This window comes from Chthonobacter rhizosphaerae (assembly GCF_013839525.1).
Lineage (GTDB): Bacteria > Pseudomonadota > Alphaproteobacteria > Rhizobiales > Pleomorphomonadaceae > Chthonobacter > Chthonobacter rhizosphaerae.
In genome coordinates, this window is sequence record NZ_JACDIS010000002.1 from 52,037 (window position 1) to 73,570 (window position 21,534).

The following is a 21,534-nucleotide window of genomic DNA, read 5'->3' on the forward strand; positions in this document are numbered from 1 at the left end:
ATCACACACGTTGGACCCGTCCCCCGCATGCCCGAGACCCTCCGCGCCGGTGCCCGCTGGCTGATCGCCGGCTGGCTGATGACCCTGTCCTCCAGTTTCGGACAGACCTTCTTCGTGTCCATCTTCGCCGGCCACCTGCAGGCGTCGCTCGCCCTTTCAGCCGGCGCGTTCGGCACGCTCTACTCGGTCGCCACCCTGGCGAGCGCCGCCACTCTGATGGCGGTCGGCAAGGTCACAGATCGGCCGCGCCTGCGCTTCGTCGCGATCGGCATGATGGCCGGCCTCGCGCTCACGGCCGGCCTCATGAGCGTGGTCTCGCACCCGGCCATGCTGGTCGTGCTCCTGTTCGGCCTGCGCTTCTTCGGTCAGGGCATGATGAGCCACGTGGCCATGACCGGCATGGGCCGCTGGTTCCCGAAGGCGCGCGGCAAGGCGGTGTCGCTCGCCGCCCTCGGCCATCCGTCGGGCGAGGCGGTGTTCCCGCTGATCGCCGTCACCCTGATCGGCGCGCTCGGCTGGCGGCAGACCTGGCTCGCCGGCGCCGCCTTCCTGGCGCTCGTCGCCATTCCGGCCATGGCGGTCCTGCTCGCCCGCGAGCCCTCCGACGACCGGACCGGCGCCGGGCCCGCCGGCGGCGATCCGCTCGAGGACGACCGCCGCCACTGGACCCGCGCCGAGGTGCTGCGCGACGGCCTGTTCTACGCCCTCCAGCCGGGCGTGCTCGCGCCGCCCTTCGTGCTCACCGCCGTCTTCTTCACCCAGGTTCCCATGATGGCCGAGAAAGGCTGGCCGCTCACCTGGTTCGCGGGCGCGTTTCCGGTCTACGCGGCCACCACCGTGTTGACGAGCCTCGTCGCCGGCGTGGTGATCGACCGCGTGGGCGCGCGCCGCATCCTGCCGGTCTATCTGCTGCCGATGGGCATGGCGGCGGTGCTGATCGGCGTCGCGGAAGACCCGGTGCTGATCCCGGTCGCCCTTGGCCTCGCCGGCATGACGGCCGGCGGCGCGAACACGCTCCTCGGGGCGCTCTGGGCCGAACTCTACGGCACCCGCCACCTCGGCGCCGTGCGCGGGCTCGCCACGTCCGGCCTCGTGTTCGCCTCGGCCCTGTCGCCGGCGCTCGTCGGCCTTCTGGCCGACGCCGGGATCCCGGTCACCACCACGCTGATGGCGCTCGGCGGCTACTCGGTGGCCGCCGCCGGGCTCATGGGGGTGGTGGCGGTCCGGGTCGGCAGGCGTCGGGTCGCCTGATCGGGCGCCTGCGCCCGTTCCAGCAGCCGCCAGATCATGACGACCACCGTCAGCATCAGGGCGCCGGTGATCGACAAGGGCAGCGGGTCCTGGCCCACGTGGATCAGACCCGTGTCGAGGACACCGAGCCGGAACGACTGCACCCCGCCGAAGCCGCACATCACGAAGATCGCCGCGAACAGCGCCACGCGCTCGCGCGCGCCGATCACCTTCAGGATGTCCGGCAAAACCAGACCCACGCCGACCGCGAACACCGGCAGGTCATAGTCGTAGGCGTAGGGACTAATGGAGAGCGACAGCAGCGCCGTCATCCCGATCGCCTGGCGAGGGTTGAACCGCCGGATCGCCAGCACGGTCGCCGCGAGGGCCCCGACCGCTGCCAGAGCCTGCACCGCGATGGCGACTTCCGGCGACGGCACCAGCGTGCGCACGGTGGCGTAGACCGACACCATGCGGTACAGGGGGAAGTAGCCGTTCACGAGGAAATACTTGGCCTCGCCGGCCCCGGCCACGAAAGCGGGCCAGACCTCGCCGCCGAGCGCCACGGTCGCGCCCAGGCTCGTCAGCGCCACGACCGCCGCGGCGAGGATTATCGGGGCGACACGGCGGGTGACCACCGCATGGAGAGCGAAGGTCACCGCCAGATGCGGCTTGATGACCATCAGCCCCAGCGGCAGGCCCGCCAGGGTTCGGTTGGCGATGAGCGCGAGCGCCGCCCAGCCGATCAGGGCGCCCGTCAGGAAGCCGTTCTGGCCGCAGTTCAGCGTCACCAGGAACATCGGGTAGAAGAGTCCGACCACCAGCGGGAAGTGCTCGCCCGCGATCCGGCGCAGCACGAGCAGGAAGGCCGTCAGCGACAGGCCGGTGAAGAGCAGGTAGGCGACGCCGATCGGCAGCAGACCGAAGGGCGCGACTATCACGTCGAACTGCGGCGGGTAGTTCCACGGCATGAAGGTCTTGGGCTCGTCCCAGCCCGCGTGCGCCGCCTGCGCCACCGCCATGTTCGGAAAGTGATACGCGTCGGCGATCCGGCCCTCCCAAACCATCTGCGCCGCCACGTAGAAGGCGTCGAAGTCGACGAGCGACACTTCCTCCGGCTTCGTTGGGATGCCGTGGAAGGACAGCGCCTTGAGGACCAGGCTGACCGCGAAGATGCCGAGGACGATCGGCAACCGCCGGGCCAGAAATTCTCCGAGGTTGAACGACGGCTGCGAGGGCTGGGCGGTGTCAAGGGTCGGGGCGCTCATGCGGGTCCGGCAGGCGAGGGGGATCCGATGCGGCACAGCCTAGACGCCAGCGCTTAAACATCGGTTCTTCTGCTTGGAAAAACATGGCGGCCAGCAGGGTCCGTCCGGCCCGCCGGCGCATCTCGCCTCCCCGTCCGCCCTGCGGTGCCTCGCCGGCCGCGAAGTCCGTCATCAGAGCCCCGTGCCGAGTTGCCCGCGTCCGAGGCACGGGGTACACCCGTCGCCATGAGCGCCACCGTCCGTTTCGCCCCGTCTCCCACCGGCTACATCCACATCGGCAACGCCCGCACGGCGCTGTTCAACTGGCTGTTGGCGCGCCGCGCCGGCGGGCGCTTCATCCTGCGCCTCGACGACACCGACCGCGCCCGCTCCACCGACGCCTTCGCGGCCGCGATAGCGGAGGACCTCGCCTGGCTCGGCGTGCGGCCCGACCAGGTGGTCCGCCAGTCCGACCGGTTCGGTCGCTACGACGCCGTCAAGGCCGACCTCGTCACCAAGGGCCTTCTCTACCCGGCCTACGAGACTGCCGAGGAGCTGGAGTACGGCCGCCGCCGCCGCCGCGCCCGGGGCCTGCCGCCCGTCTACGACCGCGCCGCCCTCCGGCTCACCGCCGACGACCGGGCGCGCCTGGAGGCCGAGGGCCGGCAGCCGCACTGGCGCTTCCTGCTGCCGAATTTCGCCGCCGACCCGTTCCAGCCCGAGCGCCGCGAAGTCCACTGGGACGACCTCTGCCGCGGCCCGCAGACCGTCGACCTCGGCTCCCTGTCCGATCCGGTGCTGATCCGCGCGGACGGCACCTATCTCTACACGCTGCCCTCGGTCATCGACGACTTGGACCTCGGCGTGACGCACGTGATCCGCGGCGAGGACCACGTCACCAACACCGGCGTCCAGATCGCCATCTTCGAGGCGCTCGGCGGCCCGGTGCCGGCCTTCGGCCACCACAATCTCCTCACCGACGCGAGCGGCGAGGGCCTCTCCAAGCGCACCGGCGCCCTGTCGCTCCGCTCCCTCCGCGAGAAGGGCCTGGAGCCCGAGGCCGTGGCGGCCCTCGCCGTCGGCATCGGCACCAGCCACGCGGTGGAGCCGGTCGCCTCGCTCGACGACCTCGCCGCCGGGTTCGACCCCGCCGCCGCGTCCAGGTCCGCCGCGCGGTTCGATCCGGCCGATCTCGACCACCTCAACGCCCGCACCGTCCACGCGCTGCCGTTCGAGCGCGCCGCGCCGCGCCTCCAGGCGCTCGGAATCCCGCCGGACCCGGCCTTCTGGTCCGCCGTCGCCGGCAACTGCGCTACCTTCGCCGAAGCATCGCTCTGGTGGCGCGTGGTGACGGGCGAGGGCCTGACGCCCATCATCGCCGAGGAGGACCGCGCCTTTCTCGGCGACGCCGCCCGCCTCCTGCCGCCGGAGCCGTTCGACGCCGACACCTTCCGGGCCTGGACCGGCGCCCTCAAGGACGCCACCGGCCGGAAGGGCAGGGCGCTCTTCATGCCGCTCCGCCTCGCCCTCACCGGTCTCGACCACGGCCCGGAGATGGCCGCGCTCCTGCCGCTCGTCGGCCGCGCCGAGACGCTGCGCCGCCTCGCCGCCTGAAGCCGGGCGCGGACAGCCGCAGCCGCGCCGGCCCCGGCATCGCCCCGTCGGGCGTCGTCGGTGACCGATCCGGGATCTTGCGTCTTTCAATCGTCATCGCGACACGCCATCTCTCAGCCGTCGGCAGCGAGCCGATCTCCCGGAGGGACGTGGACACACCCATGATGAAGCGCATCGTTGCGGCGGCGGCCGCGCTGGTTCTCACCGCCACCGGCGCCCTGGCGCAGGACCCCGATCTCATCTTCAAGCGCTCGACGGTCTGGAAATTCCTCACCCCCGACCACAAGCTCGCCGTCTATGCCATCGACGACCCGCTGGTGGAGGGCGTCTCCTGCCACTTCACGGTGCCCGAGAAGGGCGGCGTGGAAGGCATGCTCGGCCTCGCCGAGGAGGTCTCCGACATCTCCCTCGCCTGCCGCCAGATCGGCCCCATCGTGTTCAAGCAGAAGTTCGATCAGGGCGAGGACATGTATCGCCAGAGCCGGTCGCTCTTCTTCAAGAAGATGCAGATCGTCCGCGGCTGCGACGTGAGGCGCAACGTGCTGGTCTATCTGGTCTACTCGGACAAGCTGATCGAAGGCAGCCCGAAGAACTCCACGTCCTCCGTTCCCATCATGCCCTGGAACGGCGGCGAAGCGCCGAAATGCGCGGAGTGGCTGGACTGAGACGAGGGGGAGGGCGGATCGGAGCCGGTCGGCCGACGGTGGCGGGCCTGTCCGTCCCGGTGATCCGCCACCCTTCTTCCCCCCGGACGTCACCCCGGCGAAAGCCGGGGCCCGACCGTCACCCCTATGATCCGCACCGGCGGGCCTTCCCCGACCTCCGTTCGGATCCCGGCTTTCGCCGGGATGACGGAGCGGAAGGGGAACCCGGCATCCGCCGGGAGAATGGCCGAGGGTGCGTCCGACCACCCCGCCCTCTTTCCCTCAGGTCTGACGGATCCCGATCACCGAGAACCGCAGGCGGCTGGACACCCAGTCGATCAGCGACACCGCCGCCAGCACCAGGATGATGATGAACGACACGTGCTGGTACTCCAGCGTCCGGATCTGCTCGTAGAGGTGCAGGCCGATGCCGCCGGCGCCCACGATGCCGATGATGGTGGCCGAGCGGGTGTTGCTCTCGATGTAGTAGAGCACCTGGCTGGCGAACAGCGGCAGCACCTGGGGCAACAGGCCGAAGCGCACCTGGTGCAGATCGCTGCCGCCCGTCGACTTGATGCCCTCGGAGGCCTTGGCGTCCGCCGCCTCCACCGCTTCGGAGAACAGCTTGCCGAACGTCCCGAAGTCCGACGTCATGATGGCGAGCACGCCCGCGAACGGCCCGAGGCCCACCACGTTCACCCAGATCAGCGCCCAGATCAGCGCGTCCACGCTGCGGATGGTGTCGAGGCTCCGGCGCATCAGGAAGCGCAGGATCCAGCTCGGCACCACGTTGCGGGCCGCCAGGAAGCCGAACGGCAGCGCCAGGATGGCCGCCAGCACCGTGCCGAGGATCGCGATCGCCACCGTCTCGGCCAGCGCGCCCAGGTAGACGAGCGCCTTGGACCAGCTGCCGGGATCCGGCGGGATCATGTAGACGACGAACTTCCCGAGCTCGCCGAGGCCGAGGAAGACCCGCGTCCACGACGTTTCCAGCATGGTCAGGCCGAGGGCGAACAGCCCCACGAGCAGGCCGATCCCGCCGATGGTGAGCGCGCGGCGCTTCAGGTCCACCCGGAACACGTCCGGATAGGCGGCGCGCAGGCGTGGCGCCTCCTGGGCCGCGATGGCCGAGAGGGTGCGGAGCGTGGTGGCGGTCATCGATGGGCCTCCCGGCCGATGAGGGCGTGGCGGGCACGCTCGGTGACCATGTCGATCACGAACACGGTGGCGATGATGAGGAGCAGGATGGCGCTGACGTCCGAGTAGTAGAACTTGCGCACCGACTCCAGGAGGTCCTGGCCGATGCCGCCGGCGCCGACGAAGCCCATGATGGCGGCGCCGCGCACGTTGATCTCGAAGCGCAGCAGGGCGTAGCTGAGGAAGTTGGACAGCACCTGGGGCACCACCGCGAAGCGGATCACCTGCACCCGGTTGCCGCCGCTCGCCAGGATGCCGTCCACCGGCTTCATGTCGATGTTCTCCACCACCTCGGAGAACAGCTTGCCGAGCGCGCCCGTGGTGTGGATCGCGATGGCGAGCACGCCGGGCAGGGGGCCGAGGCCGAACGCGACCACGAAGATCAGCGCGAACACGATCTCCGGCACGGTGCGGCAGAACTCCAGGAAGCGGCGGACGATCGCCATCTCCCAGGCGGATCGGGTCAGGTTGCGGGCCGCCGGGAAGCATAGCAGGAAGCCGAGCACCGCGCCCACGATGGTGCCCACGTAGGCGATCATCAAAGTTTCGGCCAGAAGCTTCAGCCAGTGGTTGAGGCCCCAGAACCATTCGCCGATGTCCGTGGTCACCAGGGCGCCGCTGTCCAGGTGGGCCAGGCGCTCGAAATAGCTCGTGAAGTTGCCGAACTTGGCCACCAGCTTGCCGATGTTCACCTCGGCCACGATGGCGGAGCCGACCATGACGGCGAGGAAGATGGCGATGCCGAGGAGCGTCCGGTTCCGCCGCGCCGCGCTCGCGCTGGCGTAGGCGGCTTTCAGCGCGTCCAGGCGCTCCGGATTGGGCGTGACGGTGGACAAGGGCCTCTCCCGACCTCAAGACGCGCGGACAAGGCCGCAAGAAAAAGCCGGCCGGTCCCCTGCAGGAGGCCCGGCCGGCGCTGTCGTGTCAGGCGATCAGGACGCCTTCTTCTTCTTCAGGGCGTCGACGAACTTGTTCAGCTCGATGATGGTGTCGTAGCGGCTGTTGTCGTTCTCGGCCCACGGCTCGTTCTTGCCGTCGGAGATGCGGTCGAACGCCTCCTTGGCCTTGACCGGCGATTCCAGGAAGGCGGCCTTGATGGCGGTCTTCATGTCGGCCGGCAGGTCGGCCAGGTAGGCGACCGGCGAGTTCACGATCATCGGCGACTTGTAGATGACGCGGTAGTCCTCGGCCTTGACCATGCCCTTGGTGGCCATGCGCAGGAGGTTGCTGTCGTCCTCGGCGTTCCACCAGTTGGCGGCCACGTCCACGGTGCCCTGCTGCAGCGCCGTCACGGCGTTCTCATGGCTGCCCGCATAGACGACCTTGGAGAAGAAGGTCTCCGGGTCGATGCCCATCTTGTCCATCTCGAAGCGCGGCACGTTGTTGCCCGAGGTGGAGTTCGGGTCGACGAGGCCGAGGTTCTTGCCCTTCAGGTCCTCGATCTTCTGGTAGGGGCTCTCGGCCTTCACGTAGAACACCGAGTAGTAGCCCTGCACGCCGCCCTTGGAGACTTCCATGGCGAAGGCTTCGGTGTTGACGCCGGTCATCAGGGCGCGGGCGAAGGCGGACGGGCCGTAGTAGGCCACGTGGATCTCGCCCGAACGCTGGCCCTCGATCACGGCCGCGTAGTCCTGGGCGATGCGCAGCGTCACCTTCACGCCGAGTTCCTTGGACAGGTAGTCCACGTAGGGACCCCAGCGCTCGGTCACGCCCGAGGCGTTTTCCGCCGGGACGATGGCGAAGGTGATCTCCGGGTATTCGGTCTTCCAGTCGGCGGCGACGGCCGGGGCGGAAGCGAGGGTGGCGGCCGCGAGGGCGGCGCCGAGCACGGTGCGGCGGGTCAGCATGTGACGGTCTCCTGGTCGGGACGAGGTGTTCTTGCTTGGTCGTTGATGCGGCCGCCCGGCGGACTGCCGGGCCGCCCGCATGGGTCAGGCCGAGGCGGCCATTCGGGTCCCGGCGCCCATCTCGTGGGCGTCCTCCATCACGTCCCCGGCCTCCAGGCCGTAGAGGTCGCGCGCCACGTGGTCGGTCAGGTCGAAGCCGCGGCCCTGGAAGACCACGCGGCCGTCGGCCATGCCGACCAGCCGGTCGCAATAGGCGCGGGCGAGGTCGAGCGAGTGCAGGTTGCACAGGATGGTGATGCCGAGTTCCTTGTTGATCCGCTGGAGCGAGTCCATCACCACCTTGGTGTTGCGCGGGTCGAGCGAGGCGATCGGCTCGTCGGCGAGCAGGATCTTGGGCTCCTGGACCAGCGCGCGGGCGATCGCCACGCGCTGCTGCTGGCCGCCCGACAGGCTGTCGGCGCGCTGGGCGGCGAACGGCGCCATGTCCAGCATGTCGAGCGCCGCCAGCGCCCGCGCCTTGTCGTCGTCGCCCCAGAGTCGCAGCACCGACCGCCCGGTCGACACCTTGGCGAGGCGGCCGGTCAGCACGTTGGTCAGCACGTCCAGGCGGCCGACCAGGTTGAACTGCTGGAAGATCATGGCGCAGTCGGCGCGCCAGTGGCGCAGCGCCTGGCCGGAGAGGGCGGTCACGTCCACGCCGTCGCACACGATCCGGCCCTCGCTCGGGTCGACGAGCCGGTTGATCAGCCTGAGCAGCGTGGACTTGCCGGCGCCCGAACGGCCGATCACGCCCACGAAGGCGCCCGGTTCGATCTCCAGAGACACGTTGCTCACGGCGGCCTTGGTGCCGAAGCGGCGTGTCAGTCCTTCGATGGCGAGCATGCGCGGTCTCCCGATGCCTTGATCAGCTTCGAGACCAGTCCTATCGACGGCCGTTGACGGTCCAACGAAGGTTCGATGTCAGTTCTGTTACAAACGTCTAGATGTGCCGACGGCTCTACCGGACGCCTCCGCGCCGCCCGGTTTCGGGCCGGTCCGCCTTGACGTCCGACCCGCCGTCGCGCATAGACATCGGCATGACGACGGACACGCGCGACCGCGCCCGCACGATGATCGCTCTTTGCATCATTTGTGGCTGAGCTGAAGAAGCTGGCCGCGGCCGTCCCCGTCTGACCCTCACCAGATCGAACGGATGACTGCTTCCGCCAGCCGGTGGAACGGCCGGCCGCGCGCGCGTCCGGCGCCGACGACGATGGGGAAGGGGATCTGTGCCGTGAGCCTGAAGCTCTACAACACGCTGACCCGCACGAAGGAGGCCTTCGAGCCGATCGATCCCGCTCACGTGCGCATGTACGTGTGCGGCCCGACGGTCTACGACTTCGCCCACATCGGCAACGCCCGCCCGGTGATCGTGTTTGACGTGCTGTTCCGGCTGCTCCGCCATATCTACGGCGCCGATCACGTCACCTATGTCCGCAACATCACCGACGTGGACGACAAGATCAACGCGCGCGCCATGCGCGACTTCCCGGGCGTTCCGCCGGTGGAGGCGATCCGCACCCTCACCGAGACCACCTACGGCCAGTTCCAGGCCGACGTGGCCGCCCTCGGCTGCCTGGAGCCCAGCGAAACGCCGCGCGCCACCGAGCACGTGGAGACCATGGTCGCCCTCATCGAGCGGCTGATCGCGCGCGGCTACGCCTACGAGGCGGAGGGACACGCGCTCTTCCACGTGCCCGCCATGCCGGCCTACGGGGCGCTCGCCCGCCGCTCCCTCGACGACATGATCGCCGGCGCCCGCGTGGACGTCGCGCCCTACAAGCGCGATCCCATGGACTTCGTGCTCTGGAAGCCCTCGTCCGCCGACGAGCCCGGCTGGCCGAGCCCGTGGGGCAGGGGCCGTCCCGGTTGGCACATCGAGTGCTCGGCCATGTCGCTCGCCACCCTGATCGAGCCGTTCGGCGGCGGCTTCGCCTGCGACGATCCGCTGAAGAACACGTTCGACATCCACGGCGGCGGCATCGACCTCGTCTTCCCGCACCATGAGAACGAGATCGCCCAGACCTGCTGCGCCCTCGGCACGCCCCAGATGGCGCGCGTCTGGATGCACAACGGCTTCCTTCAGGTGGAAGGCGAGAAGATGTCGAAAAGCCTCGGCAACTTCGTGACGATCCACGAGCTGCTTGCCGACTGGCCCGGCGAGGTGCTGCGCTTCAACATGCTGAAGACGCACTACCGCCAGCCGATCGACTGGACGGTGAGGGGCATGGAGGAGAGCTGGCGCGTGCTCGACGACTGGTACGCCGCGACGGCGGATGCCGGGCCTGGGACGGTTGCCCCGACCGTTGTCGAGGCGCTGTCCGATGATCTGAACACCCCGAAGGCGGTCGCGGAGTTGCATGGCCTGAGGTCGGATCCGGCCGCGCTCGCGGGCGCGCTCCGTCTCCTCGGCTTCCTGGCCGATACTCCGGCCGAATGGGCTGCTCGTCGCCCGGCCGCCTCGGTGGATGCGGCTGCCGTCGAGAGGCTCATCCAGGCCCGCCTCGCCGCCCGCAAAGCCAGGAACTTCGCCGAGGGCGACCGCATCCGCGACGAGCTCGCCGCCATGGGCGTGAGCCTCAAGGACGGCAAGGACTCCGCCACCGGCGAGCCGGTGACCACCTGGGAGGTGAAGCGGTGATGTCCAGAACCGCGACCTACGATCTGACGCGTCTCGCGCAGCCGCCCTCCGACGCGGCGGCGAGCGACGCGCTCGGCCGGGTCGCGGACGCCCTCGTCGAACGGTACGGGCCGACCCTCGTCGAGACGGTCCTGTTCGGCAGCCGGGCCCGCGGCGATCACCGCCCGGAGAGCGACGCGGATGTCGCGGTCGTGCTTGCCGGCGGACCGTGGGAGCCGTGGCAGGAGAAGATCGCGCTCCTGCCGCTCACCGAGGAGATCCTCGACCGGTGGGGCCTCTACGTCCAGTTCTGGATCGTCAGCGCCGAGGACTGGCGCGACCCCGACGGCGCGTCCGCCCCGTCGCTCGTCCGGGCCATCCGCCGGGACGCCCGCCCGCTGCGTGCGCCATGACGGACCTGCGCGCCAAATCCGCCGAGGCCCTGGCCGCCGCCCGTCTTCTTCTGAATGCGGGCGACGCCGACGGCGCTGCGAACCGCGCCTACTACGCGGTGTTCAACGCGGTGCGCGACCTGCTCGCCACGGTGGAGGGCGTGGATCTCGCGACGATCAAGACCCATCGCACCGTGTCGCGGCTGTTCTCCGAAGCGTTCGTCAAGACCGGCCGCATGCCGGCCCACCATGGGCGCGAACTCCACCGCCTGTTCGAGGCACGAGCCGTCGCGGACTACGATCTGGCGTCGGTCGGTCTCGACGAGGCTCGCCGCGACGTCGACATGGCTGCGGAAATCGTCGCCGCCGCCGCGCTTCTGACCGACAGTCGTCGAGGACCATCGGAGGATACCCCATGACCACCGACACCGGGTCCGCCGGCCCCGCGCCCGTCCACACCGGCGGCTGCCAGTGCGGCGCCATCCGCTTCCGCTGCGACGGCGTCAACGCCGCCTCCATCTGCCACTGCCGCATGTGCCAGAAGGCGACCGGCGGCCTCTACGGCGCGTTCGTGAACGTGGACCCGGAGAGGCTGACCTGGACGCGCGGCTACCGGAAGATCTTCCGCTCCTCCACAGTGGCGCTGCGGGGCTTCTGCGGCGACTGCGGCACCCCGCTCACCTGGGAGGCGGGGGCCGAGATCGCCCTCACGATCGGCAGCTTCGACGACCCGTCCCGCTTCAAGCCGAAGTACCAGCTCGAGATCGAGAGCCGCGTGCCCTACGTACACGACCTCGCCGACCTGCCGGTGCGCAACAACGACGAGGACCCGGCCGTGGCGGCGTTCCTGGCGTCGGTCGTCTCGCACCAGCATCCCGACCACGACACGCCCCGCTGGCCGCTTCCCCCGGAGGACACCCGATGACCGAACGCCGAGGTTTCTACCCGCCGATCGAACCCTACGCGAGCGGGATGCTGGACGTCGGCGACGGCCACACGATCTACTGGGAGCGCGTCGGCACGCCGGGCGCGAAGCCGGCCGTCTTCCTCCACGGCGGCCCGGGCGGCGGCTGTTCGCCCAGCCAGCGTCGCGTGTTCGACCCGGCCCTCTACGACGTCCTCCTGTTCGATCAGCGGGGCTGCGGCCGCTCCCGCCCGCATGCGGAGCTGGAGGCCAACACCACCTGGCATCTCGTCGCCGACATTGAGAAGCTGCGCCGGATGATGGGCGTCGAGGCCTGGCTGGTGTTCGGCGGTTCCTGGGGCTCCACCCTGGCGCTCGCCTATGCGGAGACCCATCCGGAGCGGGTGTCGGAGCTCGTCCTCCGGGGCATCTTCACGCTCCGCCGCGAGGAGCTCCTCTGGTACTACCAGCGCGGCGCCTCGCTCATGTTCCCCGACAAGTGGGACCGCTTCCTCTCCGTCATCCCGGAGGCGGAGCGCGACGACCTCATCATGGCCTACCGCCGCCGCCTCGTCGGCGACGACGCGGCGGCCCGGATCGAGGCCGCCAAGGCCTGGTCCATCTGGGAGGGCGAGACCATCACCCTCCTGCCGGACCCGTCCATGACCGCCGCCTTCTCCAACGGCGAGTTCGCGCTCGCCTTCGCCAGGATCGAGAATCACTACTTCGTCCACGCCGGCTGGCTGGAGGAGGGTCAGCTCATCCGCGACGCCCACAAGCTGCGCCGCATCCCGGGCGTCATCGTGCAGGGCCGCTACGACATGGCGACGCCGCCGAAGTCCGCCTGGGACCTGCACAAGGCTTGGCCGGAGGCCGAGTTCCACATCGTGGAGGACGCCGGCCACGCCTTCAGCGAGCCCGGCATCCTGCATCATCTCGTCCAGGCGACCGACCGCTTCGCCGGCAAGCCCTGACACAGCCCGGCGCCGCCCGGCCCCGTCCGGGCGGCTCGCCCCATCCCCGAGCCCCGAGCCGACGCCATGTCCGCCAGAGACCGCCTCTACCTCTACGACACCACGCTCCGCGACGGCGCCCAGACGCCGGGCATCGACTTCTCGGTGGAGGACAAGATCCAGGTGGCCCGGCTCATCGACGAGCTCGGCGTCGACTACCTGGAGGGCGGCTATCCGGGCGCCAACCCGACGGACGACGAGTTCTTCGCCGAGAAGCGCACCCGCCGGGCCACCTTCACGGCCTTCGGCATGACGCGCCGCCCCGGCGTCTCCATCGACAACGACCCGGGCGTGCGCGCCCTCGTCGGCGCGGCGACCGACGCGGTCACCTTCGTGGCCAAGACCTGGGACTATCACGTGGAGGTCGCGCTCGGCACCACGGGGGAGGAGAACCTCGCCTCCATCCGCCAGTCGGTCGAGGCCGCCCGCGCCGCCGAGCGCGAGGTTTTGGTCGACTGCGAGCACTTCTTCGACGGCTACAAGGCCAACCCGGACTATGCGCTCGCCTGCGCCGCCGCCGCCTTCGAGGCCGGCGCCCGCTGGGTCGTGCTCTGCGACACCAACGGCGGCGCCCAGCCGGACGAGGTGGCCGCCATCGTGAGGGCCGTGTCCGCCGTCGTCCCCGGCGACCACCTCGGCATCCACGCCCACGACGACACCGGGCAGGCGGTCGCCAACTCGCTCGCCGCGGTGCTGGCCGGCGCCCGCCAGATCCAGGGCACGCTCAACGGCATCGGCGAGCGCTGCGGCAATGCCAACCTCACCACCCTCATCCCTACGCTGAAGCTGAAACCCCTCTACGCCGACCGCTTCGAGACCGGCGTCTCGGCCGAGGCGCTTGCGACGCTCACCACCATCAGCCGCGCCTTCGACGAGATCCTCAACCGCGCCCCGTCCCGCCACGCACCCTACGTCGGCTCGTCCGCCTTCGCCACCAAGGCCGGCATTCACGCGTCCGCCATCCTGAAGGACCCGCGCACCTACGAGCACGTGCCGCCGGAGAGCGTCGGCAACCGCCGGCGCGTGCTCGTCTCCGACCAGGCTGGCAAGTCCAACCTCGTCGCCGAGCTGGACCGCCTCGGCGTCACCGTCGACAAGGCCGACCGCCGCCTCGACGGCCTCCTCGCCGAGGTCAAGGACCGGGAGGCGCGCGGCTTCGCCTACGAGGCCGCCGACGCGTCCTTCGAACTCCTCGCCCGCCGCCATCTCGGCGGCGTGCCCGACTATTTCCAGGTGAAGAGCTACCGCACCTCGGTGGAGCGCCGCTTCAACGCCAACGGCGACATGGTGGTCGTCTCCGAGGCGGTGGTGAAGGTGCTCGTCGACGGCGAGCTCCTCATGTCCGTCGCCGAGGGCAACGGCCCGGTCAACGCCCTCGACCAGGCGCTCCGCAAGGACCTCGGCAAGTACCAGGCCGAGATCGAGAGCCTGGAGCTGGTCGACTACAAGGTCCGCATCCTCAACGGCGGCACCGGCGCCGTCACCCGCGTCCTCATCGAAAGCCTGGACCGCCGCACCGCCCGCCGCTGGTCCACCATCGGCGTCAGCGAAAACATCGTCGACGCCTCCTTCCAGGCCCTCATCGACAGCATCACGTACAAGCTGATGAAGGGGTAGGGTGCTGACGGTGGGGTGGAGTACTGGCGAAGGGGCAAGGTGTTGGCGAAAGACCAGCGGCGGCCCTGAGAACCCCCACCTGACCCGCCACCGTCATCCCGGCGAAAGCCGGGATCCAACCGCCCGTCCCATCATCCGTGCCAATCAGGATCCCCCGCCGTCGGCTGGATCCCGGCTGTTGCCGGGATGACGACACTGGGAGCGGCGCCGTATCGCCGATCCTGGGACCCGGAGCCACCGCGCAACCGCCCGGTCCCGCAGCCCTATCCCCCTCACATCTTCTCCAGGCTCCGCCGATCGCCCTCCAACGCCGCCTCCTGCTGCCCCGCCGCGGCGGAGAGCACCGTCGGGACGATCTCCTCGGCGGTCGGCGCCACCAGGAACTTCACCTCGTAGCCCGGGCGGATGAAGGCCTCCTCGGACATGTGGGCGAGCAGGTCCTTCAGCGGCTGCCAGAAGCCCGCGATGTCGGCGAGCACGATCGGCTTCTTGTGCCGGCCGAGCTGCGCCCAGGTCATCTGCTCGACGAGCTCCTCCAGCGTGCCGACGCCGCCCGGCAGGGCCACGAAGGCGTCGGACCGCTCGAACATCATGCGCTTGCGGGTGTGCATGTCCTCCACGATGTGGAGGTCGTCCACGCCCTCCAGCATGATCTCGCGGCGAAGGAGGAAGTCCGGGATGATTCCCGTCACCGCGCCGCCGTGCTTCAGCACGGACTTGGCGACCGCCCCCATCAGGCCGATCGAGCCGCCCCCGTAGACGAGGCGGATGCCGGCCTCGGCCATGGCCCGACCCAGGGTCTCGGCGGCGGCGAGGTGGAGTGGATTGCGACCCGAAGACGACCCGCAGAAGACGCATATGCTGGAAACGTGTGCCATGGATCCATGTCGCATCGCCCGCGCCCGAGCGTCAAGAGTCGGCGGCGGCGCGCCCCGGGGGCATGCCGCCGCGCCCGGGGCGGATCCGCCACGGCCGCGCCCGGACCGTCCGTCGTGCCTTATGCCGCGCTTGTGGGGTTTTTTCTCTCGGTATAAGCATTTACTCAGTCGACACGGTTATGCCGTGAGCTGAGTTGGAGTTCCGGTGAAGGCGCCCATCCGATGGGGCCCGCTGCCGGGGTCCGGCCGGTCGGATTGTCGTCGATGGCGCCGCGAACGGCGCCGGTACGAACAGATCGCCCGCCGGTCCGCGTCCGAGCAGAACCCTGCGCATCGCAGTGTCGCCGATGGATGCCCGGGGTGGACGGGCGGGGCAACGGGACAGGTCATGACCAGACAACAGGGGATCGCCCTCGTCGCGGCGATCTTTGCGGCCATAGCGCTCTCGCTCGCCTACGGGAGCGGCGCCCTCGACGAAGCGTTGAGGATGGCGGGCCTCGCTCCCGAGGCGGCCGCGCCGGACGCGCCCGGCGGCGCCACCGCCGTCGTGTCGGAGCCCCCGAAGGCGGCGGCGCCGACCGGGTCCAGGCAAGTCGTCCCCGTGTTCGACCTCGTCCGGGTCGAGCCCACCGGCGACGCCGTCATCGCCGGCCAGGCCCAGCCGGGGGCCGCGATCGAGATCCTCTCGGGCGCCACCGTGATCGCCAAGGGCACCGCCAACACCGCCGGCGAGTGGGCCATCGTCCTCTCCGATCCCCTGAAGGCCGGCGCCCACGACCTGGTCGTCCGCACCACGTCCCCGAACGGCGGCACCCTCGTCTCCGAGCAGAGCGTCGCCGTGTCCGTGCCGGAAGGCGGCAAGGGCGAGGTGCTCGTCGTCCTCAACCAGCCGGGCGTCGCCAGCACGGTGCTGCAGGTGCCTGGCCTGGACGAGGCGCGCGAGGCGCTGACCGAGGCCGGCGTCGGGACCGACGCGTTCGACAAGGCCGAAGCCGCCCGCGCCGCCGGTGCCGCGCAGCCCCCCGCCAGCGCTCCCGCGCCGGCTACCGATCCCGCCGCACCGCCGGCGGCCGTCGCCGAGGCCGCCCCGGCCGCCCCGGCCGGTCCGGAGGGCGAGACCCGGGTCGCCGCCGCGCCCGCCATGCCGCAGGCGCCGCCCGACGGTGGCGCCGCCAGCCCTTCGGCCGGTGCCGGAACCGCCGTCGAGGCCACCGTTCCGACGACCGCGCCCGCCCCGTCGCCCGCCGGAGACGCCACCGCCGGGGCCGCCCCCGGCCAGACGGCCGGAGCTTCACAGCCCCCGCCGGCCGAAGCGCCCGTCGCGCCCGGCGCTGCGCCCTCCGCCGCGGATGCGCCCGCCGCCGATGCGCCCGCCGCCGATGCGCCCGCCGCACCCGGCGCCGACACCGCCGCGTCGCCGCCCGGCGCGGCCGACACCGCCGCGGCTCCCTCCGCGTCCGAACCTCCGGCCGGTCAGGCGCCCGCAGCCGCCGCGCCGCCGCGCGTCACCATCGAGGCCGTCGAGACCGAGGGCGGCACGCTCTACGCCGCCGGGTCCGCCGAGGCCGGCGTCACCATCCGTCTCTACGTGAACGAGACGATCGTCGCCGACGCGCGGGCCGACTCCAACGCCCGCTGGCTGGTGGAAGCGCCGCGCACCCTGGAACCCGGCTCCCACACGGTCCGGGTGGATCAGGTCGGGCCGGACGGCTCCGTGGTGGCCCGCTCGGAGGTGGTGTTCGAGCAGGTCGAGGATCCCATGCAGGTGGCCGGCGCGGGGTCCAGCCAGGTGGTCGCCGGGTCCGGCTCCGCCGGCGAGGCGCGGGTCGGCAGCGCCAAGACCATCATCATCCGCCGGGGCGACAACCTCTGGCGCATCGCCCGGCGGCTCTACGGCATGGGCGTGCGCTACTCCACCATCTACGAGGCCAACTCGGACCAGATCCGCAATCCGGGCCTCATCTACCCCGGCCAGGTATTCGTGCTGCCGGAGGGCGACGCGGCATGGTCGCAGGCGGCACCTTGAAAACCACCGCCGCCGCCTGATCTAAACCACATCCCGTCCCGCGCGCCGTCAAACCGGCCGCGGGCGGCCCGCGTTCATTCGGCCGATGCATGGTTTGGCCATGCTAAGGCCCGTTCATGGCTTGCCGACCGATTCGGGCCGGCCCCGCACGTCAGGTCGTCATGCTGAAATCCACTCGCGATCCCGCCGTCCGGACCGTTTCCGCGGACGACGCCACCCTCGTCACCACGATCCGCAACCTCTGGCCCTACATCTGGCCGTCCCACCGCCCGGACCTGAAGTGGCGTGTCGCGCTGGCGGTGCTGGCGCTGATCTTCGCCAAGATCGCCACCGTCGCCGTGCCCTATTTCATGGCCTGGGCGACCGATGCGCTCGCCCCGGAGAGCCGCGAGCAGCAGACCCTCCTCATCGCCGCCTCGCCGGTGGTGCTCGTCCTCGGCTACGGCGTCGGCCGTCTCGTGCTCAGCGCCTTCAACCAGCTGCGCGACGCGCTCTTCGCCGAGGTCAGCCAGCACGCGGTCCGGGCGCTCGCCCACCGCACCTTCGTGCACCTGCACGACCTGTCGCTCCGCTTCCACCTGCAGCGGCGCACCGGCGGCCTGTCCCGCGTCATCGAGCGCGGCGTGAAGGGCATCGACGCCATCGTGCGCTTCACCATCCTGAACGCCTGGCCGACCGCGCTGGAATTCGCCCTCTCGGCGGCGCTCATCGCCTGGCAGTTCGGCTTCACCTACCTCGCCGTCATCAGCGTCACCGTCTGGCTCTACGTCTGGTTCTCCGTCCGCTACTCCGACCGGCGCATCGACATCCGCCGCCGCATGAACGACAGCGACACGGACGCCAACACCAAGGCGATCGACAGCCTCCTGAACTTCGAGACCGTGAAGTACTTCGGCAACGAGCGCATGGAGGCCGGCCGCTTCGACGCCGCCATGGCCCGCTACGAGCGGGCGGCGGTGGAGACCTGGACGTCGCTGTCCTGGCTCAACATGGGCCAGACCGTCATCTTCACCGTCGGCATGACCATCTGCATGGTCATGTCCGCCCGCGAGGTGATGGCCGGCACCCAGTCGATCGGCGAGTTCGTGCTGATCAACGCGCTCCTGATGCAGCTCGCCGTCCCGCTCAACTTCATCGGCTTCATCTACCGCGAGATTCGCCAGGGCATCGCCGACATCGAGCAGATGTTCGAACTCCTCGGCCAGCCCGCCGAGATCGTGGACGCGCCCGACGCGCGGCCCCTGACGGTCGGCGGCGGCACCGTCCGGTTCGAGGACGTGCACTTCTCCTACGACCCGGACCGCAAGATCCTCGACGGCGTCACCTTCGAGGTCCCGGCCGGCCGCACGGTGGCGATCGTCGGCCCGTCCGGGGCCGGCAAGTCCACCCTGTCGCGGCTCCTGTTCCGCTTCTACGACGTCACCTCCGGCCGCGTCACCATCGACGGCCAGGACGTGCGCTCGGTCACGCAGGAAAGCCTGCGCGCCGCCATCGGCATGGTTCCCCAGGACACCGTGCTCTTCAACGACACCATCCTCTACAACGTCCGCTACGGCCGGATCGACGCCACCGAGGAGGAGGTGCGCGAGGCCGCCGCCATGGCGCAGATCGCCGGCTTCATCGAGACGCTGCCCCAGGGCTTCGACACCCAGGTCGGCGAGCGCGGCCTGAAGCTCTCCGGCGGCGAGAAGCAGCGCGTCGCCATCGCGCGCACCATCCTCAAGGGCCCGCCTATCCTGATCCTCGACGAGGCGACCTCCGCTCTCGACACCAACACCGAGCGCGAGATCCAGGCCGCCCTCGACCGGGTCTCCGCCGGCCGCACCACGCTCGTCATCGCCCACCGGCTGTCCACCGTGGTCAACGCCGACGAGATCATCGTGCTGGAGAAGGGCCGGATCGCCGAGCGCGGCTCCCACGCGGCCCTCATCGAGAAGGCCGGCCTCTACGCCACCATGTGGAACCGCCAGCGCGAGGCCGCCGAGGCGGAGGAGCGCCTGAAGCAGGTCCGCGCCCACGACGACCTCGGCATCGTCACCCGCGGCGAGCGCGCCGGCGAACCCCGCCGCGGGTGAGGGCAGGGGCATCCGACCCTGTGTCGCCGGTATGCGGTGAGGGGGGCGATGAATCGCCTTCCGCCCGCGCCGGTGCTTCCTCTATGACTGTGCGACCGGCACGGCGCGGTGACCCACACCCGCCGGTCGCCGTGTCGTCATCGGCTCTCACCTCCGGCTGAGCGGGGCAATGGATCCAGTCACCCAGGGCGCGATCGGCGCCGCGCTGCCGGCCTCGGTGCCGGGCAAGCGCCAGACGCGCGTCGCCGCCGCCGTCGGTTTCCTCGCCGGCATGGCGGCCGATCTGGACGTGCTGATCCGGTCGCGGACCGACAGCCTTCTCTTCCTCGAATATCACCGGCAGTTCACCCATTCCCTGATCTTCATTCCGGTCGGCGGGCTTCTGGTCGCGGCGGTCGTCTTCCTGTGCTTCCGCCGGTGGCTGACGGTCGGCTTCGCGCGGCTGTGGCTGTTCAGTTCCCTCGGCTATGGCACCCACGGCCTTCTGGACGCGGCGACCTCCTACGGGACGCTCCTGTTCTGGCCGTTCAGCGACCGCCGGTTCTCCTCCAGCATCGTGTCCATCGTCGACCCGCTGTTCACCCTGCCGGTCCTGGCGCTCGTCGCCGCGGGGGTCGTGCGGCGAAGCCCCCGCTGGGCGCGGTTCGCCCTCGTCTGGGCGGCGTGCTATCTCGCCGTCGGCGCCTACCAGCACCAGGCCGCGGAAGCCCTGGCGCACCGTCTCGCCCGGGAGCGCGGTCACGTGCCGGTGCGCCTGGAGGTCAAGCCGACCTTCGCCAACCTGATCGTCTGGAGAAGCATTTACGAGACCGAGGACCGCTTCCACGTGGACGCGATCCGTCCGGGCTTTGCGGCGTGGGTCTTCGAAGGCGCGTCGATCGAGAGGCTCGATGTGCCGAGCGCCTTTCCCTGGCTCGACCCGTCGTCCCAGCAGGCGCGGGATGTGGAGCGCTTCACCCGCTTCAGCGACGGCTTCGTCGCCAAGGCGCCCGATGGCGGCGAGCGGATCATCGACGTGCGATACGCCTTCCTGCCGACCGCGATCGCGCCCCTCTGGTCGATCCGCCTCGACCGGGCCGCGCCCCCGACCGCCCACGTGCGCTTCGAGACCCACCGCAACGACGCCGCCGAAAACCTCAGCGCCCTGATGGCGATGGTGCTGAACCGGCCTTGACTGCGGTGGACCCGCTCCGGGCGCGAAGGTCCACCTCCGTCATCCCGGCGAACGCCGGGATCCAGAAGACGTCGATGTCCGCCTCACCGGCGCGGATGCCCCGCGGTCGGTCGGACCCCGGCATCCACGGGGGTGACGTCCGGAGACGCGCGGAGCGCGCCGACGGCCCCGTCGCGCACCTCCCCCCTCGATCGTCCTCGTCACGATCCGTCCCGGCGGGCCACCTGCGCCACCCGCCGCCTTCCCAACCCCTCCGTTCCGTGCCAAAGGGGAGGGACCTTTCGCGCCCCTCGCACGTTGAACGCCCCGACATGTCCATTCTGACGTCCATCAAGAACGCCGTCCCGCCGATCCACCCGGAGGGACACAAATTCATCGCCATCTTCGCGGTGGTCACCGTTTTCGTCGGCTGGTTCGTGGACCCGCTGTTCTGGATCGGCCTCGCGCTCACCATCTGGTGCGCGCTCTTCTTCCGCGATCCGATCCGCGTCACGCCGGTCCAGCCCGGCCTGGTGATCAGCCCGGCCGACGGGCGGATCTCCTCCGTCGGCCCGGCCGTCCCGCCGCCGGAACTGCAGATGGGCTCCGCGCCGCTCCTCAGGATCTGCGTGTTCATGAACGTCTTCGACGTCCACGTGAACCGCATGCCGGTCACCGGCCGCATCCGGCGCATCGCCTACCGGGCCGGCAAGTTCATCAACGCCGAGCTCGACAAGGCCAGCGAGGACAACGAGCGCAACGGCGTCGTCATCGAGATGCCCGACGGTCGGGCGGTCGGCGTTGTGCAGATCGCCGGCCTGATCGCGCGACGCATCGTCTCCTTCACCCGCGAGGGCGACGGCCTGACCGTCGGCGACCGCTTCGGCCTCATCCGCTTCGGCTCCCGGGTGGACGTCTACCTGCCGGAGGGCTCGGTCGCCCGGGTCGGCCTCGGCAGCCGCGCGATCGCGGGCGAGACCGTCCTCGCCGACCTCGCCGGCGAGAAGCCCACGCCGGCCATGCGCGCCACCTGATCCA

19 protein-coding genes are annotated in these 21,534 nt (G+C 70.5%); 13 read left to right on the plus strand and 6 right to left on the minus strand.

The features are described from left to right. Positions 1–27: 27 nt before the first annotated feature. On the plus strand, positions 28–1,251 hold the full coding sequence (locus tag HND91_RS04105) for an MFS transporter (protein ID WP_181705276.1): 1,224 nt from the start codon (positions 28–30) through the stop codon (positions 1,249–1,251). On the opposite strand, the gene HND91_RS04110 is transcribed toward HND91_RS04105, so the two are convergent. After that, positions 1,182–2,498, minus strand: a complete 1,317-nt coding sequence (locus HND91_RS04110; RefSeq protein ID WP_181705277.1) for a glycosyltransferase family 87 protein — start codon at positions 2,496–2,498, stop codon at positions 1,182–1,184. The two genes, HND91_RS04105 and HND91_RS04110, sit on opposite strands and share 70 nt — an antisense overlap. A 225-nt stretch (positions 2,499–2,723) precedes the next feature. Between HND91_RS04110 and gltX the strand changes: the two genes are divergently transcribed. Together gltX and HND91_RS04120 are read left to right on the plus strand one after the other, a co-directional pair. Beyond that, positions 2,724–4,091 carry a glutamate--tRNA ligase gene (gltX, locus tag HND91_RS04115; RefSeq protein ID WP_181705278.1) on the plus strand — a complete coding sequence of 456 codons (1,368 nt, stop codon included), beginning with the start codon at positions 2,724–2,726 and terminating at the stop codon, positions 4,089–4,091. Positions 4,092–4,255: 164 nt separating this feature from the next. Next, entirely contained in the window at positions 4,256–4,756 is a 501-nt protein-coding gene (locus HND91_RS04120; protein WP_181705664.1) for a CreA family protein, read from the plus strand. A 261-nt stretch (positions 4,757–5,017) separates the two neighbouring features. Here HND91_RS04120 and phnE (HND91_RS04125) read toward each other — a convergent pair whose 3' ends face one another. The 4 genes from phnE (HND91_RS04125) to phnC form a co-directional block, all read right to left on the minus strand. Continuing rightward, complete coding sequence (phnE, locus tag HND91_RS04125; RefSeq protein ID WP_181705279.1) at positions 5,018–5,893, minus strand: phosphonate ABC transporter, permease protein PhnE; 876 nt, start codon at positions 5,891–5,893, stop codon at positions 5,018–5,020. Continuing rightward, positions 5,890–6,768, minus strand: a complete 879-nt coding sequence (phnE, locus tag HND91_RS04130; protein WP_181705280.1) for a phosphonate ABC transporter, permease protein PhnE — start codon at positions 6,766–6,768, stop codon at positions 5,890–5,892. The genes phnE (HND91_RS04125) and phnE (HND91_RS04130) overlap by 4 nt, the downstream gene beginning before the upstream one ends. 96 nt (positions 6,769–6,864) lie before the next feature. Then, positions 6,865–7,779 (minus strand): phosphonate ABC transporter substrate-binding protein, encoded by a 915-nt coding sequence (phnD, locus tag HND91_RS04135; RefSeq protein ID WP_181705281.1) that lies wholly within the window; start codon positions 7,777–7,779, stop codon positions 6,865–6,867. Between the two features lie 84 nt (positions 7,780–7,863). Next, positions 7,864–8,661: a phosphonate ABC transporter ATP-binding protein gene (gene phnC, locus HND91_RS04140; protein WP_181705282.1), complete on the minus strand. Its 798-nt coding sequence runs from the start codon at positions 8,659–8,661 to the stop codon at positions 7,864–7,866. 391 nt (positions 8,662–9,052) lie between these two features. On the opposite strand from phnC, the gene cysS reads away from it, so the two are divergent. The 6 genes from cysS to cimA all read left to right on the plus strand — a co-directional run bounded on the left by cysS (position 9,053) and on the right by cimA (position 14,364). Then, entirely contained in the window at positions 9,053–10,459 is a 1,407-nt protein-coding gene (gene cysS / locus HND91_RS04145; RefSeq protein ID WP_181705283.1) for a cysteine--tRNA ligase, read from the plus strand. Continuing rightward, positions 10,459–10,851: a nucleotidyltransferase domain-containing protein gene (locus HND91_RS22425; RefSeq protein WP_210272583.1), complete on the plus strand. Its 393-nt coding sequence runs from the start codon at positions 10,459–10,461 to the stop codon at positions 10,849–10,851. Before cysS ends, HND91_RS22425 begins: the two co-directional genes overlap by 1 nt. Continuing rightward, positions 10,848–11,249 carry a HEPN domain-containing protein gene (locus HND91_RS04155; protein WP_181705284.1) on the plus strand — a complete coding sequence of 134 codons (402 nt, stop codon included), beginning with the start codon at positions 10,848–10,850 and terminating at the stop codon, positions 11,247–11,249. Before HND91_RS22425 ends, HND91_RS04155 begins: the two co-directional genes overlap by 4 nt. Further along, a complete protein-coding gene (locus tag HND91_RS04160; protein ID WP_181705285.1) occupies positions 11,246–11,755 on the plus strand; it encodes a GFA family protein in 510 nt (169 codons plus the stop codon). The genes HND91_RS04155 and HND91_RS04160 overlap by 4 nt, the downstream gene beginning before the upstream one ends. Then, complete coding sequence (pip, locus tag HND91_RS04165) at positions 11,752–12,708, plus strand: prolyl aminopeptidase (protein ID WP_181705286.1); 957 nt, start codon at positions 11,752–11,754, stop codon at positions 12,706–12,708. Before HND91_RS04160 ends, pip begins: the two co-directional genes overlap by 4 nt. Positions 12,709–12,774: 66 nt before the next feature. Beyond that, positions 12,775–14,364: a citramalate synthase gene (cimA, locus tag HND91_RS04170; protein ID WP_181705287.1), complete on the plus strand. Its 1,590-nt coding sequence runs from the start codon at positions 12,775–12,777 to the stop codon at positions 14,362–14,364. 272 nt (positions 14,365–14,636) lie between these two features. Here the strand turns inward: cimA and HND91_RS04175 are convergent, their stop codons facing one another. Further along, positions 14,637–15,242 carry an LOG family protein gene (locus HND91_RS04175; RefSeq protein ID WP_181705288.1) on the minus strand — a complete coding sequence of 202 codons (606 nt, stop codon included), beginning with the start codon at positions 15,240–15,242 and terminating at the stop codon, positions 14,637–14,639. 388 nt (positions 15,243–15,630) lie between these two features. Here HND91_RS04175 and HND91_RS04180 point away from each other — a divergent pair, with 388 nt between their 5' ends. The 4 genes from HND91_RS04180 (at position 15,631) to HND91_RS04195 (ending at position 21,530) form a co-directional block, all read left to right on the plus strand. After that, the gene (locus HND91_RS04180) at positions 15,631–17,268 is read left to right on the plus strand and encodes a LysM peptidoglycan-binding domain-containing protein (RefSeq protein WP_181705289.1); all 1,638 of its coding nucleotides are present in this window, start codon (positions 15,631–15,633) and stop codon (positions 17,266–17,268) included. Between the two features lie 161 nt (positions 17,269–17,429). Continuing rightward, positions 17,430–19,343: an ABCB family ABC transporter ATP-binding protein/permease gene (locus tag HND91_RS04185; RefSeq protein ID WP_181705290.1), complete on the plus strand. Its 1,914-nt coding sequence runs from the start codon at positions 17,430–17,432 to the stop codon at positions 19,341–19,343. A gap of 169 nt (positions 19,344–19,512) precedes the next feature. Then, positions 19,513–20,517 carry a metal-dependent hydrolase gene (locus tag HND91_RS04190; protein ID WP_181705291.1) on the plus strand — a complete coding sequence of 335 codons (1,005 nt, stop codon included), beginning with the start codon at positions 19,513–19,515 and terminating at the stop codon, positions 20,515–20,517. Positions 20,518–20,828: 311 nt separating this feature from the next. Next, positions 20,829–21,530, plus strand: a complete 702-nt coding sequence (locus HND91_RS04195; protein ID WP_181705292.1) for a phosphatidylserine decarboxylase — start codon at positions 20,829–20,831, stop codon at positions 21,528–21,530. Positions 21,531–21,534 lie beyond the last annotated feature (4 nt).